The organism is Brakhagea baltica, assembly GCF_052161605.1.
Lineage (GTDB): Bacteria > Planctomycetota > Planctomycetia > Pirellulales > Pirellulaceae > JBKCUI01.
Window position 1 is genome coordinate 3,045,810 of sequence record NZ_CP197409.1, and the last position, 16,373, is coordinate 3,062,182.

General features: G+C 51.9%; 13 protein-coding genes. 8 read left to right on the plus strand and 5 right to left on the minus strand.

What is annotated here, in order from left to right:
• From SH449x_RS11265 to rlmN, 4 genes are all read right to left on the minus strand, one after another.
• Window positions 1-1,395, minus strand: a complete 1,395-nt coding sequence (locus SH449x_RS11265) for a glycerate kinase type-2 family protein (RefSeq protein WP_482381434.1) — start codon at window positions 1,393-1,395, stop codon at window positions 1-3.
• 89 nt (window positions 1,396-1,484) lie between these two features.
• Complete coding sequence (locus SH449x_RS11270) at window positions 1,485-1,790, minus strand: hypothetical protein (RefSeq protein ID WP_482381435.1); 306 nt, start codon at window positions 1,788-1,790, stop codon at window positions 1,485-1,487.
• 129 nt (window positions 1,791-1,919) lie between these two features.
• Entirely contained in the window at window positions 1,920-2,963 is a 1,044-nt protein-coding gene (locus tag SH449x_RS11275) for an FAD:protein FMN transferase (protein ID WP_482381436.1), read from the minus strand.
• Between the two features lie 67 nt (window positions 2,964-3,030).
• Window positions 3,031-4,152 carry a dual-specificity RNA methyltransferase RlmN gene (gene rlmN, locus SH449x_RS11280; RefSeq protein WP_482381437.1) on the minus strand — a complete coding sequence of 374 codons (1,122 nt, stop codon included), beginning with the start codon at window positions 4,150-4,152 and terminating at the stop codon, window positions 3,031-3,033.
• Window positions 4,153-4,317: 165 nt separating this feature from the next.
• Here rlmN and SH449x_RS11285 point away from each other — a divergent pair, with 165 nt between their 5' ends.
• The 8 genes from SH449x_RS11285 (at window position 4,318) to SH449x_RS11320 (ending at window position 15,514) form a co-directional block, all read left to right on the plus strand.
• Complete coding sequence (locus tag SH449x_RS11285) at window positions 4,318-5,130, plus strand: 3-keto-disaccharide hydrolase (protein ID WP_482381438.1); 813 nt, start codon at window positions 4,318-4,320, stop codon at window positions 5,128-5,130.
• A gap of 125 nt (window positions 5,131-5,255) precedes the next feature.
• The gene (locus tag SH449x_RS11290) at window positions 5,256-8,183 is read left to right on the plus strand and encodes a hypothetical protein (RefSeq protein WP_482381439.1); all 2,928 of its coding nucleotides are present in this window, start codon (window positions 5,256-5,258) and stop codon (window positions 8,181-8,183) included.
• Complete coding sequence (locus SH449x_RS11295; protein WP_482381440.1) at window positions 8,183-9,730, plus strand: serine/threonine protein kinase; 1,548 nt, start codon at window positions 8,183-8,185, stop codon at window positions 9,728-9,730. Before SH449x_RS11290 ends, SH449x_RS11295 begins: the two co-directional genes overlap by 1 nt.
• A gap of 211 nt (window positions 9,731-9,941) precedes the next feature.
• Window positions 9,942-10,937, plus strand: a complete 996-nt coding sequence (locus tag SH449x_RS11300) for a DUF1559 family PulG-like putative transporter (RefSeq protein ID WP_482381441.1) — start codon at window positions 9,942-9,944, stop codon at window positions 10,935-10,937.
• Window positions 10,938-11,071: 134 nt separating this feature from the next.
• Window positions 11,072-12,235, plus strand: coding sequence for an esterase-like activity of phytase family protein (locus SH449x_RS11305; RefSeq protein WP_482381442.1), 1,164 nt, complete (start codon window positions 11,072-11,074; stop codon window positions 12,233-12,235).
• Between the two features lie 178 nt (window positions 12,236-12,413).
• Entirely contained in the window at window positions 12,414-12,779 is a 366-nt protein-coding gene (locus tag SH449x_RS11310) for a hypothetical protein (RefSeq protein WP_482381443.1), read from the plus strand.
• Entirely contained in the window at window positions 12,779-13,099 is a 321-nt protein-coding gene (locus SH449x_RS11315) for an RHS repeat-associated core domain-containing protein (protein WP_482381444.1), read from the plus strand. Before SH449x_RS11310 ends, SH449x_RS11315 begins: the two co-directional genes overlap by 1 nt.
• 1,512 nt (window positions 13,100-14,611) lie before the next feature.
• Window positions 14,612-15,514 carry a DMT family transporter gene (locus SH449x_RS11320; RefSeq protein ID WP_482381445.1) on the plus strand — a complete coding sequence of 301 codons (903 nt, stop codon included), beginning with the start codon at window positions 14,612-14,614 and terminating at the stop codon, window positions 15,512-15,514.
• Here the strand turns inward: SH449x_RS11320 and folK are convergent, their stop codons facing one another.
• Window positions 15,515-16,372 (minus strand): 2-amino-4-hydroxy-6-hydroxymethyldihydropteridine diphosphokinase, encoded by an 858-nt coding sequence (folK, locus tag SH449x_RS11325; protein ID WP_482381446.1) that lies wholly within the window; start codon window positions 16,370-16,372, stop codon window positions 15,515-15,517.
• Between the last annotated feature and the right edge of the window lies 1 nt (window position 16,373).

A 16,373-nucleotide genomic window follows, 5' to 3' on the forward strand; every position in this document is an offset into this window, starting at 1 on the left:
TCATTGCGTTGCTGACAACGCGACTCGGAGGTCGCAGACGTTGGTTCCCGTCGGACCGGTTTCCAGTAACCCGCCAGTCTGCTCAAAGAAGCGATAAGAATCGAATCGCTCCAGGTAGGACTGTTCGTCTAAGCCACGCGTCACCATTTCCGCAACGACAGTCTTGTTGACAATTGCGCCTGCTGCTCGAGTTGGTCCATCCTCTCCATCGGTTCCGCCACTGACCAAAACCATGTTGGAACAAGCTCGCAGCTCTTCGCCTGGCTCTTGCCTCATGTGCGAAAGAATCTCTAATGCTAAATGCTGATTGCGACCACCGCGACCAGAGCTGGCATGGCTCGGTATCGTCACGGTAGGTTCCCCGCCACTGATGATGCAGTTGGGATTGCCTGGCAGCCTGGTAAGCCGCCACTGGTGTGCCAGCTTCTTTGCAACATGACTCACGTCACCCTCACTTTGAGGACTGCTTTCCATAAGATAAGCGTAACCTCGTCGAACGGCTTCGACTCCAGCAGCATCCACTGCTGTAGCATTATTCCCAATCACATAGGAATGGGTGTTCGTCGGATCAGACTTGCGCCACCCCATGACCTGCAATGCTCGGGCAGAAGCAATCGCCTGGTAGATTGAGGGGGGCAACGTGCGGTCAGGATCGAAACGTTGAACAAGCTGTGCAGCGTACGTTGGGTTCGGAAGCGGTTTGAGAATCGTAGGGCCGCCGCCGATCAAATGAACGGGATCGCCGAGGATATCGGAAATGATCAAGGTAATGATTTGAGAAGCCTTGGAGCCAGCACGTGCTAATCCGCCAGATTTGATTTTGCTCAAGCAAGCCCGTAGGGAGTTAAGCTCTTCGATGTTTGCGCCTCCCCGGCTGAGCATTCTTGTAACGGCGAGTTTGTCAGAGAGCGATACTCCATCCACAGGAGATGGCAAGAGGGCGCTCGCCCCGCCAGAGATCAAACAAATGATGAGATCCTTTGGTGTTGCCTGGCGAGCCAGGTGCAGAATCTCATTTGCCCCCAAGCAACCTTGGAGCATGGGTTCGTTCACCCCATGCGGGCGAGCGATATGCCGGTGGATTCGCGGAGTAACCGTTTTTGAAACACTGCCGTCGGGAATATTGACCCAACCCGTCAGCTCAAGGTTCTTAGGTGCAGCTTCTTGCCAAAGACTCTCCAAGCCTTCTGCCATGGATGCAGCAGCCTTGCCAGCTCCCAGCACCAGTACGCGTTCGATATCTCGTAGCGGAAATTCATCGGAATCGTTAACAACTAAATACCCCGATTCAAAGCAGAGGCTTTGCCGAACCAGCACATCCCCTTTTACCGCATTCAGTCCTGCATGCCAGATTGCCAACGCATCTTGAGTCAGCGGATCAGATGATTCGATCACGTTGTTCCGTCCATGGTGCGTTGGCTAACAGTCGGGGTTAGCTGATAAAGGGATAACTGATGAGGGCTAGCTGGTAGATATTAAGAACGCTAGTTCTTGCTAAAGCCGATCGAATTTGCGGGCTCTTTGGCCAAAGGATTCTTGATGTACTGGCAGAAACATTCCTTGCAAAGGTCAAATTGTTTTCTTTGATAGAAGTCATCAGAGAATGGCGAGGCACAAAGATCGTCTGCCGAGTCCAACATTTGTTGAAGCTCATCGAGGTGATCGGGATCGTCGACAATCTCGGTGGTTTCGTCCTCGATAGCGGCTTCGATTTCAATGTTGAGCGTGTATCTAAGCTCGAATCGAGTATCAATCTCTCGTCTACATCGATCGCAACAATAACGAATCACAGTGACACTCCTTGACAGTAGGGAAGAGGAACAAGATGCCGCTAATCCTACACCCTAAACGAGAGCCACTGCAACAGTTTTTAAAAGAAATGTTACAGGTCGAGGCGTTCCGCATGGTGTTGACACGGCTTACGCTACAATCCATTGGTCGGGCTGCAGATTGCATGTCACTATCTCAATTTGCCCCTGCCGAACGCCAGGTAACAACGCTAGGATCGATGTATCCGGATTGTTTTCACAATAACGAATTGTCGAGTCGATCCCGGCGACGTAAAGCCCAGTCGCTAAAGCATCCGCCCAACCTGCACTGGGATGAAGAACCGTTAAGCTCAACATGCCTTCGACCGGCCATCCGGTTTTCGGACTGATAACGTGTCCGTAGCGTTTACCCGCAAAATAGAAGAATTGATTGGCGGGCCCACTAGTTCCCATGGATTGATTTCTCAATCGCAGATGCCCCAGGACTCGCTCCGATTGCTCCGGATGTCGAACCATGATTTTCCAACCCGCACACACGTTAGGATCGTCAGATTTCTCGGTTTGCGGATCGTCTATCAAAGTGCCGTTGCGTTTGCGAAGTCCCACGGGAGAACGTTCGGATCCACGACAACGAATACTGCTCTTACCACCGTGGATTGCGTAGTTCTCGACCCCTGCGTCTTCCAGCATTTGGCTAGCCATGTCGATCGCCAATCCTTTTCCGATCCCCCCGGTATTCAGTTCGACGTTGTGAGTAAGCTTAACAGTAGACTCTTGTTCATCCCAAATGATGTACTGAGTGCCGATCGACTGCAACGCAGCGGTGATCTCGTCGGCGTTTGGCATTCGGCCTTGTCGACGATAGAACCCCCACGTCTTGCTCAAACGATGCGACGTGAGATCGAACCCTCCATCGGTGGCTTCCCAGATTTGTTTTGCTACCTGGAGCAGATGGATCGTTGAGGAAGAAACCGATACCTCAGTTTCCTGCGCTCGTGCGTTGATCAGGCAGATCTCGCTGGTCGGAATATAAGTGCTCCACAATTGTTCCAGATGAGCGACGAGGTCAAGAGCCTGGCAAGCCACCTCGGGGCCATGTTCCGGTTGCCCCGGATGTAGCAAAACCTCAAAGCGGCACGCCATCGCCTCTTTTGCGATCTCAAGCAAATAACCGTTTAATGTGGAGTCGTTCATGCCATAGGTCGCGGTGGGTTGCTACAAAGCCAAGATTCGCTGCGGCAATGTCCATGCTCGCATCATTTTAGTGTTGGAGCTGAACAAGCGATTGTTCTTTTTCGCGCAGTCGACGTAATTGACCGCAAGCAGCTTGGATCTCATCACCCTTTCTTTGGCGGAACATGACATTGATTCCACCGTCCATCAACGTCTTGCGGAACTGATGAATCGTGTCCGCAGCAGGGGTTTCATAGGGTAACCCAGGAACGGGATTGTAAGGTATCACGTTGAGCATGGCTGTCTTGTGTCGTAGCAGCGACACTAGCTCTCGCGCGTGATCAAACGAGTCGTTTATATCTTTGAGTAGCACATATTCAAAGGTAAGGCGACGCCCCGTGGATTCAAAGTAGCGCTGGGCTGCGTCGAGAATCTTGTCGATGCCAATAGATTTGTTTACCGGCACGAGTTGATTGCGGAGTTCATCGTTCGGAGCATGCAGGCTGATGGCCAAGTGATACGGAGAGCGATCCTCCGCCAGCTTGTCGATCGATTGAGGGATTCCGACGGTACTAATGGTGATGCGGCGGGGGCTGATACCGAGTCCGATATCGCTGTCTTTCGCGACGGAGAGTGCATCCAAAACTCTGGGCAGATTGGCCAGCGGTTCTCCCATCCCCATCATGACGATATGGCTTAATCGCTCTTCGGCAGGGAGAAGGTGTTGCAGTTTGAGCATTTGTTCGAGAATCTCGCCTCGAGACAAATTGCGTTCCACACCGTCAAGGCCGCTCGCACAGAACACACAACCCATGGCGCAACCGACTTGGCTACTAACGCAGATCGATCGACGGGGACCGTCTCGCAGAAGCACGCATTCGATTCGTCCGCCGTCCGCTAGTTGCAGGAGCAGCTTTTGAGTCCCGTCATCGGCAGATTGCGTGGCGACCGTGCGTGTCCGGAAAAAGTCAAAGCTGTTGGCCAGCTCGGATCGCAGGGACTGTGGCAGATCAGTCATGCCCTCGAACGAGGTCGCGCGACGCTGGTAAAGCCACCCCAGGATCTGTTTCGCCCGGTATTTTGGGAGCGAACGCTCCGAAAGCCAGGCTTCCAGAGTTTTTAAGTTCTGTTCCAGGATGGATGGTTTCGTGGCAGGAGGCCCCCCCTGTGTGGGGTTTTCCGTTGAATTAGCGTTGGGTTCAGTGCTCATGCCTAGTAGTCTAGTAAGCAAATAGTCTTTTATCTAATCCAAACCCTAGCCATTCGGAGGGCGAGGTACTGCATTACCGCGTGAAGTAACCAGCTTTCCCTGTATACTAGAGGTTTGGTACGCTTTCCGGTCGCCAGATTCCTCCCCACCCAGGTTGTTTCAACAATGCTATCGAAATTTTTCCGTCTTTCGTTCTTCGTCTTCGGGGTAACGCTCGGACTGTGCTCAACTCAAGGTTTTTCCCAGGAAGGTGAGGCTTCCCAGGCTGAGGAGAACTGGATTCAGCTTTTTAACGGCAAAGACCTAGAGGGCTGGATTCCGAAGATTCGGTACCACGAGGCGGGAGTCAATCACGCCAACACCTTTCGGGTCGAAGATGGCATCCTCAAAGTCGGATACTTTGGCTACACCGAATTTAACGAAACCTTTGGACACTTGTTCTACAAGGAGTCGTTCTCCCATTATCGACTCAGGGTCGAATATCGATTTGTCGGGAACCAAATCAAGGGGGGCCCCGGTTGGGCGTTTCGAAACAGCGGGTTGATGCTGCATGGTGAGAAACCAGAAGAAATGGACAAAGACCAAGACTTCCCGGCCTCGATCGAATACCAACTGCTGGGGGGAGACGGTCGGAACAAGAGAACGACTGCCAATTTGTGCACACCGTACACGAATGTTGTCATGAACGGCGAACTGATCCTACGCCATTGTACCGACTCCACCTCACAGACCTATCACGGCGACCAATGGGTAACGGCTGAAGTGGAAGTGAGGGGGAACGAGGTGATTCGTCACATCATGGAAGGAAAAGTCGTCTTGGAATACAACAAACCGGAACTGGATGACCGCGAGGCCCATGCTCGTGAGCTTATCAAAAAGCATGGAACCAAAGCACTCTCTTCCGGCACGATCTCCCTCCAGTCGGAAAGCCACCCGGTCGAGTTTCGCAAAGTCGAACTCTTGAACTTGGCCCCTTAACGTCGCGTAAGGAATGGTCATTGATTCCCCTGAACTGTATCCCAAACTAAAACCACCATCCTAAAAAGTTCTAAGTAAACGGACAACGCTTAGAGCCTTTACTCCTACCTAGACGACTGATTCGAATGACGTTGATCCAGCGATCTGTTGTTGTGATCCCCAGCTACGCGATTGAGGATATCCCAACGGGACTCGGGTCGGAGCTGGCCGCTGACTTTCTCAAGGCTTGGACCAGTCTTTGGGATCCTAGACTGCTGGTCGGGCTCAACACGTTACCCGAGTGGAAGCGGACCGATAGCTCGTCGCTGGATTTGGAGTCTGCTTTGGTGCTGGTGCCGACTGTCTGCAAGGAAAAGGTCGACCAGCCGCAGCGAGAACGATTGATGGTTGGCCAATGTGTCACTGTCGATTCGGAAATAGAAACGCTACAGCTCGATCGCGCTGGGTTGGTGGCTCGCATTATGAGCCACCTAGAAAGCAGAATACCCACCACAACGGTAACGTCAGAGAACCTCCCTTTCGCGGACGATTTTTTCGCATTGGGCTACGCCGTATTGCAAGTCCAGATGCTCGCCAAAAAGCTCCGCTACTCATGGAACCTCGATTGGGTCGCCTTCACTGAGCAAGTGCTTGCGGCAGCTCAGGCTTCGGTGCACAATGAGGCTCAAGAAACGGATCGATTGATCCAAATTTGCTTTGATACGGTTTCCCAAGAACGGGATCGCTATTGTTCTCAACAGATTCACCTTCTCGATGTTGTGTTGCTAGCTGATACAACGCTCGAGGCGAGCTTCGATCAGCAGTGGGGTGTCTCGCACCCAGTGAATTTGCTTGCCAACAATCGATTATTGAGGCTGCTCAAGGAGGGCAATCCTGCTGGATTCGGGCAGCTATTAGAACGGATCGAAGCCAAGCAAGCCGACGTGCTAGGGGGTCTAGACCGACCACTCGACGGCAACTACCAGTCGTACGACGACATGTTTCATTGCTTCGCTGACGGGCAGAGGACTTTGAGGCAACTCGGGCTACCGCAGCCCGAAGTCTTCGCGCAGTTCGAACCTGGGGTCGGCTTTTTGACCCCGGACTTGCTCGTGGAATTCGGCTATCGAGGAGCGTTGGTAAACGCATGGTCGGGGGGGAGCATACCTGACAAGGACAGTGCAAAGATTCGATGGCAATCGCACAGCGAAGGCGCTGCCATTGATGCGATCTTCGGTCACGTTATCGATGCTGCTTCGGAAGAGGCCTTTTTGCATTTTGCGGTGAACTTGAGCAAACAACTCGATTATCATCACGTCCCCACCTTGGTGCTGGCTCACTGGCCCAATCGGTATGGTGATTCCATGAGGGATCTTTTGCGAGTGATTGCCCGATCTCCTGCTCTCGGAACGTTTGAGACTGCGTCGAAGTACTTTGACACCACTAATCAGCCTTATTCGACCGACTCGTTTAAGAATCATCAGTTCAAGATAACGGTTCCGACCGATGAGTCAGAGCGAAATCAGTTAGCCATACGCTTGGGTCAGTATGCGCGTTGGAATGCCTTCGCGGAGCGTATTCGGTCGACGGCTATGCTTTGGCGACATGTTGCCAATGAAGCTAGCAAGGAACGCTTTGACGCTATTCTCAGCGATGACTGCCTGCAACATTGGTGGGAGAGTTTCGCGTCAAAGTCTCCGGATGGAGACACCACAAGTGAAAAAGCGACATCGGTGCAATCTTTGGTTCACGCTAAGGAGCGATTGCTGACCGAGATTGCTAAACTTTCCAAGTTGGAAACTGGTCCATCGCGACCAGCGAATGGTCTTTTGGTGGTTAATCCAACCAGCCATGCTCGTCGCATGTATCTGTCCGATGTGCCGGCCACCATCGATGCGGCTTCGTCGACGAGAATCTTCGGACTGTCTACGCACTCTGGATTTTCGCAATGCGTCGTGGACGTGCCGCCATTCGGTTTTGTTAAGCTTGCGGCTGCCGATTACCAGTCCGATCGAAAGCCCCCCGCACCGCTAGTGGAGAGAGGGGTGCTCAAGGGATTGTTTGGGGGGCGACAGCATATTGCCGATCGAAATTGGACATTGGTGAACGAGTTCATGGAATTGCAGATCGATCCGAAGCGAGGTCATTTGCGGTCTCTGTTTGTGCCTGGTTTGAGAGGCAGCCGTATGAGTGGCATGGCCTCCCTCGTCGAGGGCTCGCCGAATGTGGGACGAAAATGGGGAGAGTCTGATTTTCTGCCCCTCGAGGACGTGTCGCTGGAGCTTGTGGAGAGCACAGCGGTGAAGGGGTGCATTCAGGTTCGGGGAGTTTCCAGGTTGAGCACCGGCGAGAGGGTGCCTCTTGTCATTCGGTATACGCTATGGAAAGGATCTCGGGCGCTCGAGGTTCAGATAGAGGGGGGCAAGCCGGGAGGTTGTTACCCGGTTTGGCGTACCGCCTGGCACAACGACACGGCCAGTATTAATGCTTGGCAGCAGGGAGCAAAGGGTAAGTTTATGGCAACCCTTCAGTCATTGCCGGACATGATCGAAATCGATGATATCGAGCATAAAGTCTACGTCGCGACAGAGGGCGGACCCGTTCACAGCCGATTCGACGCCCGATATTTGGTGACGGAATGTTCGATGTTGAGTGGGGGAACGAAGCTAGCAATTGGTGTCGATTGGCCCAAGCCGCTAGAGACTGCGAGAGACTTTTTTGACACACCCTGGACAATTCCGGTCCATTTTTCGGAAAAAGTGGCGGATAAAGGGGCTTGGCTGGCACAATCTAGTCAGGGCAATATCCAAATCAACTGGGCTGGTGTGCTAGATACGGAAAGTACAGCGGGAATTCCTGACGAGATGGGGCTGGACGCGGTGATTTGGTTGCACGAAACCCAGGGCAAGCGGGCTCAAAGTAAGCTAAGCTTCTTTCGCAACGTCGAAAAAGCTTGGCGTTTGAATGGAACTGGCAAGGAATATACCGAATTGGAAACCGACAGAGGATCGATCAGCGTAAATGTTCGACCCTATGAGTATTGTCGCGTGGGATTACGTTGGAGTAGTTCATAGTGTCATCAGGAAGTGAATCGAAAGACTTAACCAACAAAACCATTGCGGGTTTTCGTGTTCTGCACCGACTTGGCGTTGGAGGTATGTCGGAGGTTTACTTAGCTTTCCAGGAGTCGCTACACCGGCATGTAGCCCTGAAGGTACTGCGTTCGGACTTTGTTGGCTCGGAGGATCACGAGAAGCGATTCTTGCAAGAAGCCAGGGCAGTCGCTTCGCTCATGCATCCCAATATTGTTCAGGTCTACGATGTGGGTCGATTCGAATCGACCCACTACATAGCCCAGGAGTATGTGCCGGGAAGCAATTTGCATTCGTACATTGAACGCAAGGGAGCACTGCCGCTCGCGGAATCGTTATCAATTCTATGGCAGGCAGCTAACGGGCTCCGCAAGGCGGGTTCGATCGGCTTGGTCCATCGCGACATCAAACCGGACAACTTATTGTTGACACCCGATGGAGAGGTCAAGATTGCGGACTTCGGTTTAGCTAGAGGTGGCAGCACATCGCAGAATTTAACGGCAGTGGGAGTGACATTGGGAACGCCCCTTTATATGAGTCCCGAGCAGATTCAAGGTCAAAAGGTGGATGCCAGGAGTGATCTGTATTCCTTGGGTGCGACGGCGTATCACATGCTCGCGGGGCGACCTCCCTTTTCTGGCGAGACAGCCCTAGCATTGGCGATGCAACATGTTCAGACGACCCCCAAGTCCTTGAAAGAGTTGCGGCCCGATTTGCCTGATGGACTTGTGAAAATCGTTCATCGATTGCTAGCCAAATCGCCGGACGAGCGATTTCCGTCGGCTGCTGAATTGGCCAAAGCGCTGAAGGTCGTATTAGATGAATTGCCGGGAGATACGATTGAGCGAATGATTCCGTTTTCCGGAATGGTGATTGAACATGAGAAGATCGGCAATTCCGCGATCACACAAGAGCTGGAGCGGTTAACTAAGCAGCGACGTCGGATTGCGAATTCTGTGAAGTCAGCCGCCAGGTGGGTCGCATACGCTCTAGGAATGATCGCCTTGGCGTCGTTGACATCATACGCGGTTTCTGCCGCTATGAAGATTGACTATCAGTCTCCCCAACTTGCTTCAGCTACCGTTGTCAAGCAAAGTACTATCGAAAGGCAGTACGCGTTGGCATTGATCAAGAATGACTTAAAGCATTTCTACGCGGTTAGCGAATACTTTCCCCCGGCCGATCCCGTCAGCAGGAACTATCGCTTGAAGGCGGAATTGCAGATTGCCAGAAAGGGGATCGAGGGTGAGAAGTTTGATTTGGCGGTCCGTTCGCTAAAGAATGTTTTGGAATCCGGATACCCTAATACGGATCCTATTTTGGTGACGATTGCTAATATCGAGATGGGATGGGTAATGCGTAAGCTGCAACAGCCCGAAAGTGGTAGGTATTTCGAACGAGCATCTCGCGAGTTGAACGCCATGGATTCTCGAGGGAAAGAGCTTGTGCTAAACGCACTTCCCAACAGTGTCAAGCTCGAATGGGATCAGTATGAACTCGGTTCGACAGCAGATCGAAAACTTTCGTAATAACGACGTTTCGCCGTTAAGACTTCGGTCACATTAGAATCGTCGCCGGAACCATGCACTCTGTCCTGGAATCACTGGCTGGCGTTTATTAACGCATTCTTAACACAATCTAAACGAAAAACAAACAAAAAATTCAAGACGATTTCTATAACTCTTCATCTTCGCTAAGTCGAGTCGACGTGGCAGATTAGTATCTATTTCGAGGTGTTGAGTGAAACGTACAAACAAAGCCGCAAGCCGCGGGTTTACGCTGGTTGAACTGCTTGTAGTAATTGCGATTATTGGGATTTTGGTGGGATTGCTACTGCCTGCTGTTCAGGCTGCCAGAGAAGCAGCTCGCCGTATGAGCTGTAGCAACAACTGCAAGCAGTTGGGTTTGGCTCTTCACAATTACGAATCAGCTTTCAAGCGATTGCCGCCGAGCCGAATTAATGTTTCGTCGCCGGTTCAGTTCCAAGTTTCCTGGCCACAAATGATTTTGCCGATGATTGAACAAGGCAATCTGTTCAACAACTACAACGGCAATGTAAGCTGGCACAACATCGTCAACGATCCTGCGACCACGCAGCGATTACCGTTGATGATGTGCCCCTCTGCTCCTTCGGACCGAGATGTTCCACCAGTCGCTCTCTACACGGCGATGAGTGGACGCACCAATACTCCAATCTGGGGCTATGCAGACTATGGTACCGTTAACGCGGTCCGAAACGCGGCTTTCGTATCGTCCGGCTTGCCAAGCTTGAACGCTCGCGAAGTCATGGGAGCTCTCGGGCGTGGTCCGAATGGGGTCAAGATGGCTCAAATTTCCGATGGGTTGTCGAATACCATCTGCATTGGCGAAATTGCGGGTCGTCCTAATCTTTACATCATGAATCGACGTGGTACGAATCCTCGTAGTGGTGCTGCTTTCGGCACTCGTTTCACGGCTGACGGCTGGGGCTGGGCTGATATCGACGCTGGTTTCAGTGTCGATGGAGCCAACCAACTTGGTGAACAAAACAATACTAACAGCTCAGGAGCCACTACAATCGTTGGTAACTGCTTAGTGAATTGTACCAACGATTCGGAAGTGTATGCGTTCCACACCGGCGGAGCTCAGTACGTATTCTGTGACGGTTCTGTTCAATTCATCTCGGCAAGCGTCGATGCGCGCACGCTGATCGCTTTGATGACTCGCGACCATGGTGACATTCCTGGCGATTTCTAATTCTTGAATCGCAATCTTGGGGTTGGCTAATCGACTCCATTCCATCATGAGCCCTCCTGCCAACACGGGAGGGCTTTTTTTAATGCTCGTGCTACTGAGACTCACACAAAAGACTCTACAAATCTAATCGTAAAATGAAAACAACAACTGCCAGTCTAATCGCTTCGTTCTTATTCTTTGCGTGCTGGGGTCAGTCCCAGGCACAAATCGAGTTCTTGGGATCTGTAAGGATTCCAGGTTCAGCCACCGATCTCAGTGGGTTGACTGGTGAGCTAGAGGGGGGAGTCCCTGTTAATCAACTCGGCGGATTCTCTGCTATCGAGTATTCCGGCACTGGCAATGTGTACTACGTTTTGCCAGACCGAGGAGCCGGCGATGGTGCCGTATCGTATCCCTGTCGCGTCCACAAAGTCGAATTGACCGTTGACTTAGAGAACCGCGGACTTGGATTTCAACAACTCAGTACGATCCTGCTTAGAAACAAGGACGGAGAATCGCTCATCGGAAGCGAGGCTCGCATGTTGGAGTGGGACGGCACGGGCCGCTGCCCCAGTTACGATCCCGAAGGGATTCGTGTTACAGCCGATGGGCACCTGCTGATCACCGATGAGTATGGTCCGTATGCTGATTTGTTCGACATGAATGGCTCTCTAGTACGTGAATTGGTCATGCCAGAAAAGATCGACTTGGGAACGAGGCGAAAACCTCAGAACTCCCGAGGGGCTTTCACCAATCGAGGGCTCGAAGGGGTGACATTAATTCCGAACAGCGATCGGTTCCTTGCTGTTTTGCAAAGTTGTTTGATTCAGGACGGACGAGTTGAAGGGGACAAATGTCTTGGTACAAAAGCGCGATGGATCATCGGAGAATTGAGCTCCGATAGAACGCGCGAGGTAGTTTATCCGATGACGAATGAGTCGACGGGAGTCAGCGAGGTTCTGGCAGTGGACTCGAGCCGATACCTTGTTCTAGAGCGAGACTCCAAGGTCGGTTCAGCCGCAGTCATCAAGAAAATCTACTTGGCGGATTTAACAGGAGTAACCGACGTTTCGAATATCGAGTCATTGCTCAATCCTAGTACTGCGAGTATCCGAGAGATTAGAAAGAGCGAATTTATCGATCTCTTGAATCCGGAATATGGGCTCAATGATGACACCATCCCTGGAAAACCTGAGGGATTAGCCTGGGGGCCGAGACTACCGGATGGCCGACGCTTGCTGATCGTTTGCTATGACAACGACTTTGTGGACACCTCCGACTCCATCATCGCCGCCTTTGCGATCGACGGATTGGAATAAGAGCCCAGTTCGGAATACGATTCTCGATCGCCGATGCCGCAGGCCACACCGTCATGAGTGGCAAACTCAACGATGTGGAGCAATTGTCTCAATTGTTTCGAGAACTGCATCCGAAGTCGCCAGCCTCACCTGTCCCGACAGCTCCATCTCCGAGCGAACCTACCACGACACCGGAGCCTTGCACCTCCTGAAACTGGACGGTTCCACCATCAGCACCAGAACCTACGACGGTTACGGGTTCACTTCAGCAGGCATGAGCTACGACGACGAAGATCGTCTCACAGGCTACTCTCGCGCCAGCGGAACCTTCACCCAAGCTTGGAGTCTAACTGCAGTCGGCGACGGGAACAGCATCACCACCAACGGCACGGCACAAAACCGCACCCACGGTCCCACCCACGAACTCCTTACCGCCGGTGGCCAAAACATCACCACAGATGCGACAAACTTGTTTGGCTCTTTTGCCTTACACCTTAATGCTTACACCTTAATGCTTACACCTTACCACCTACTACATTCGCCAGCTACATCGGCGAACCCGTAGTGCGCAAGGCAGCAGGAACCGGTGGCACGATCCATTATTACCATCGCAACCAAAAGTACTCCATCACCGCTATGACCACGTCGACCGCCGCAGTCGCGGAGCGCTACGCGTACACAGCGTATGGTCAACCTACGATTCTAAACGCTGCTGGAACTGTGCTTACGAGTTCTGCGGTTGGCAATCGATACACCTATACCGGTAGAGAATGGGACGCGACCTTAGGTCTCCATCATTTCCGTGCCCGATGGTTGAGCCCGCTCGCAGGGAGGTTTCTGGGGCGAGATCCGATCGGGTATGAAGGAAGCGAGTGGGGGGGATGAATTTTTGGAGTCAGCGCCGCTTTTCAGGAGCGACTATTCCGGCGAAAGCGCAACGAATAACGATGACGAACCCGCTGGTGAAGATCCAAAGTCGTTTCCTGATTTTCATCCAATTCCAGTTGAAGAGTGGCCGCGTCCGGTCGACGAGTTCGAAGATGGAACTGAAAATTGTAGATGTTCACAGAATAAGAGATAGATTTAGTCAGTAAGGTCTCCGCCAATTGCGGACGGGCGGAAGAAGGTTGAAGGGTGAAGTGGGAAGTTTGAAAGAAGGCCAATCTTTTCCTTATAGGATTTCCAAAGGTGTTTTGGATTCCCTATTGTTCCGATCGATGCTCAAGCAAGCTATGAGATACCGTTTTCGAGCACTTTGTTGCACCGAATTCGGTCATTTGCTCTCCACTGAGTTCACTCAGTGGAAGCACGACTAACAAGCTAGCAACGACGCACTCTCCCCCCCCTTCCCTTCCGTCTCGCCTGCGGCGAGACGGAAGGGAAGGGGGGGGATAAAATGGGGGTATGCGTTGCTAGCCTGCTAGTCATCGCTCCACCGACACAAGGTCGGGATGGAGGCGTGTTCTTGACTCGTGAACCACCAGTCCTCCAGCGTGAGTTGCCTTCTTAATCACCCTCCCAAAGACTTTGGGAGGACCAGAGTGGAGGGACGATCACGAGGGGAGGGGGCTTTAGGAAACGCTGACTCGTCGGGCCTTTATATGCATTGCTGTGCCTTCCACCCTCTCCGAGCTACGCTCGACTCTCCCTCGAAGGGAGAGTGAATGCTGTAACTGCGCAAAGCCTTGTTACAGCATTGCTCTTCGCTCTTCGTCGTCTTCTACCATCCTGGTATCGCTAATCGCGGTCCCTTGGACATATTCCGACAGATACACCGAGCACTGTTCTTTGGTGGCCAAGCAATCAGGAGTAATCTGCGTGTCGGCGATCCTGTTCGCGATGGATAAACTCGCGGACCACCATTGCCACCTGATGCTCTTTATCTGAGACCTGATTGAGGGATTCTTTGATGATCGTTTTGCCCGTACTAGGCCTACCCACGACCAAGCAGAGTCCACCCTGTTGGCAAAGGTGTTATCCTTTTCGACCCAAGTGGTAAACTGCTGATTAAGCTTTTGGAGCGAGGATAAATCCAGGTTGCGAATGAGGAACTGATCGAGCCATTGTCGACCAAGAGTTGCTTGGGGACATGGGCGGGTTGCAAGGCTAGCTGCGGGAAGCGAGATTCAGACCGAGATCTGACTTTTACCCAAGCACGCAACTACGATCTCAATTCGGTACGAGTTGGACGATTTCTACGACCGAAGCAAGGTCCGTAACAGCTTTGTTGAGAATTGACAGCTGGTGTAAAATGGAGGATCTTCTGGTTGCCCACACAAAAGGACCGCTGAAATTTCAACGCATTAACTTAGCCGATAGCATGGATTGATTTGTGTTAGTCATGATTTTGTTAGTAATCAAAGGGACACTTCGCAAGCAGCTCTGGGCTGGTGTTCCGTGAGACCATATATCTGGATGCTGGTTGGATCGATCTTTTTTGCCATGATGGCACTGCTTACCGAATCGCTCAAGGAGCAATACTCCTTTCCTTGGATATCGGCTATTCGCTCCGGTGTGGCAACTTGTTTGGCATTCACGCTAGCCTTCGGAGCGGGAACGAAGCTCGTTTTTTTTAAGCCTATGACATTATGGATCCGCTCTTTATCGGGTTGGATAAGCATGATGTTTTGCTTTTATGCCATGACACATTACGACGTTGAAATCGTTTTAGCGTTAACGAACAGCTATCCTATTTGGGTCGCCATTCTTTCGTGGCCGATTCTCGGAACGGTTCCCTCGAGAAAGTCATGGGTAGCCTTGATAGTGAGCTGCGTGGGTATGGGTCTAATCTACTACGGTAGCTATGATGAAAAGGATATCGTCTCTACCTTTTCCAATCCCCGGTACGCGATACCCGCAGCCATCTTAGCGAGCATCATGAGCGCGGTTGCGCTCACGAATTTGCACAAGCTAAAAGAGATTGATGCCCGAGCCATCGTGACACATTTTTCTGCTGTCGCGACTATCGGAAGTCTACTTGTGTGGCTATCGATACCGTTTCCGGCAGATCTAGTATCCGCCGATGAATGGTCCATTGCTAGATTGATTGGAGTTGGTATCGCAGCCACCGGTGGGCAGCTTTGTTTGACAAAAGCCTTTTCAACCGGAACTCCTACTAACGTCAGCATTGTTGGGCTTTCGCAAGTTGTGGTGGCCGCTCTTTTTAAGTGGATGCTGGAACGCGAGGTACCCAGCTTGCTAACTGCACTGGGGATGCTGGTGGTGATGATCGCTACGGTTTGGGTTATGCTCAGCAAGCCACGACTCAAGCCGGAGAAGATCATCGCCCCCGAAGAGTAACTATTCAAAGGGGTGCGCGATTTCGACGAAACAGTCCATCGCATCGACTGCTGCGGTAATCTCGTGAATAGCCCATGCAATATCATTGGCAGGTAGAAGGTATCGCGGACCGATGGGTAGTATCCCCTCCGGCAGGCTTGGATTATCCATGCCTAGCTTGCAAGCCCAGCCGCGTGAGTAGTCTTCCCACTGAATCGTTTCTGGATCGGGAGTGGATACCGCTACGATCGTTAGCCTAGGTGCATTTTCGGGGGTTGGGTGCAACAGCTGGTTTATTTCATGCAGGGCAATCGTTCTCCAGAGGAATGTCTGGCGTGTCGTCTGATGATCGATAGCAGTTTGAAGACGATTTGTTAAAGAAGCCTCCGGAGTTACAACTTGAACATAGCTCTCGTTCCGAATATGCTGATTCAGCTCGTCAATCGTCATTCCTGAGACCGGATCGATGATTTGGGGCACGATCTCCAGAGCGGGCTTGAGGATAAAGGATCGCATGCACATCCGTGGATGGGGGACCTTGAAGTGTGGAGTCCAGATGCACTCATCATCGTGCAGCAGAACATCGACATCGATCCTGCGTGATTCCCACCGATGTTGCCTCTGTCGCCCAAGCTCTTGTTCAACCGATTTCACGATATCCCATACTTCCCAAACGTTGCAGGGGTGTTCTACCTGAACAACTGCGTTAAGAAAGTCAGATTGCCCTGCGGGGCCGCCAACTGGTGGGGTTCGGTAAAGGTGGCTGAAGATAAATCGGCTTTGAATTGGAAACTTTTCCAGCAGCATTCGTTTGGCCGCCAGCATCGTTTCCCGAACATTTCCGAGATTTGCTCCGAGGCTAATCAGAGACTTAGGCATG

What these genes read in the sequence shown, in the direction of transcription:
- SH449x_RS11305 (WP_482381442.1), top strand. Translation starts at nt 11,072, where the DNA reads ATGAAAACAACAACTGCCAGTCTAATCGCTTCGTTCTTATTCTTTGCG.
- SH449x_RS11275 (WP_482381436.1), bottom strand. Translation starts at nt 2,963, where the DNA reads ATGAACGACTCCACATTAAACGGTTATTTGCTTGAGATCGCAAAAGAG.
- rlmN (WP_482381437.1), bottom strand. Translation starts at nt 4,152, where the DNA reads ATGAGCACTGAACCCAACGCTAATTCAACGGAAAACCCCACACAGGGG.
- SH449x_RS11285 (WP_482381438.1), top strand. Translation starts at nt 4,318, where the DNA reads ATGCTATCGAAATTTTTCCGTCTTTCGTTCTTCGTCTTCGGGGTAACG.
- folK (WP_482381446.1), bottom strand. Translation starts at nt 16,372, where the DNA reads ATGCCTAAGTCTCTGATTAGCCTCGGAGCAAATCTCGGAAATGTTCGG.
- SH449x_RS11290 (WP_482381439.1), top strand. Translation starts at nt 5,256, where the DNA reads ATGACGTTGATCCAGCGATCTGTTGTTGTGATCCCCAGCTACGCGATT.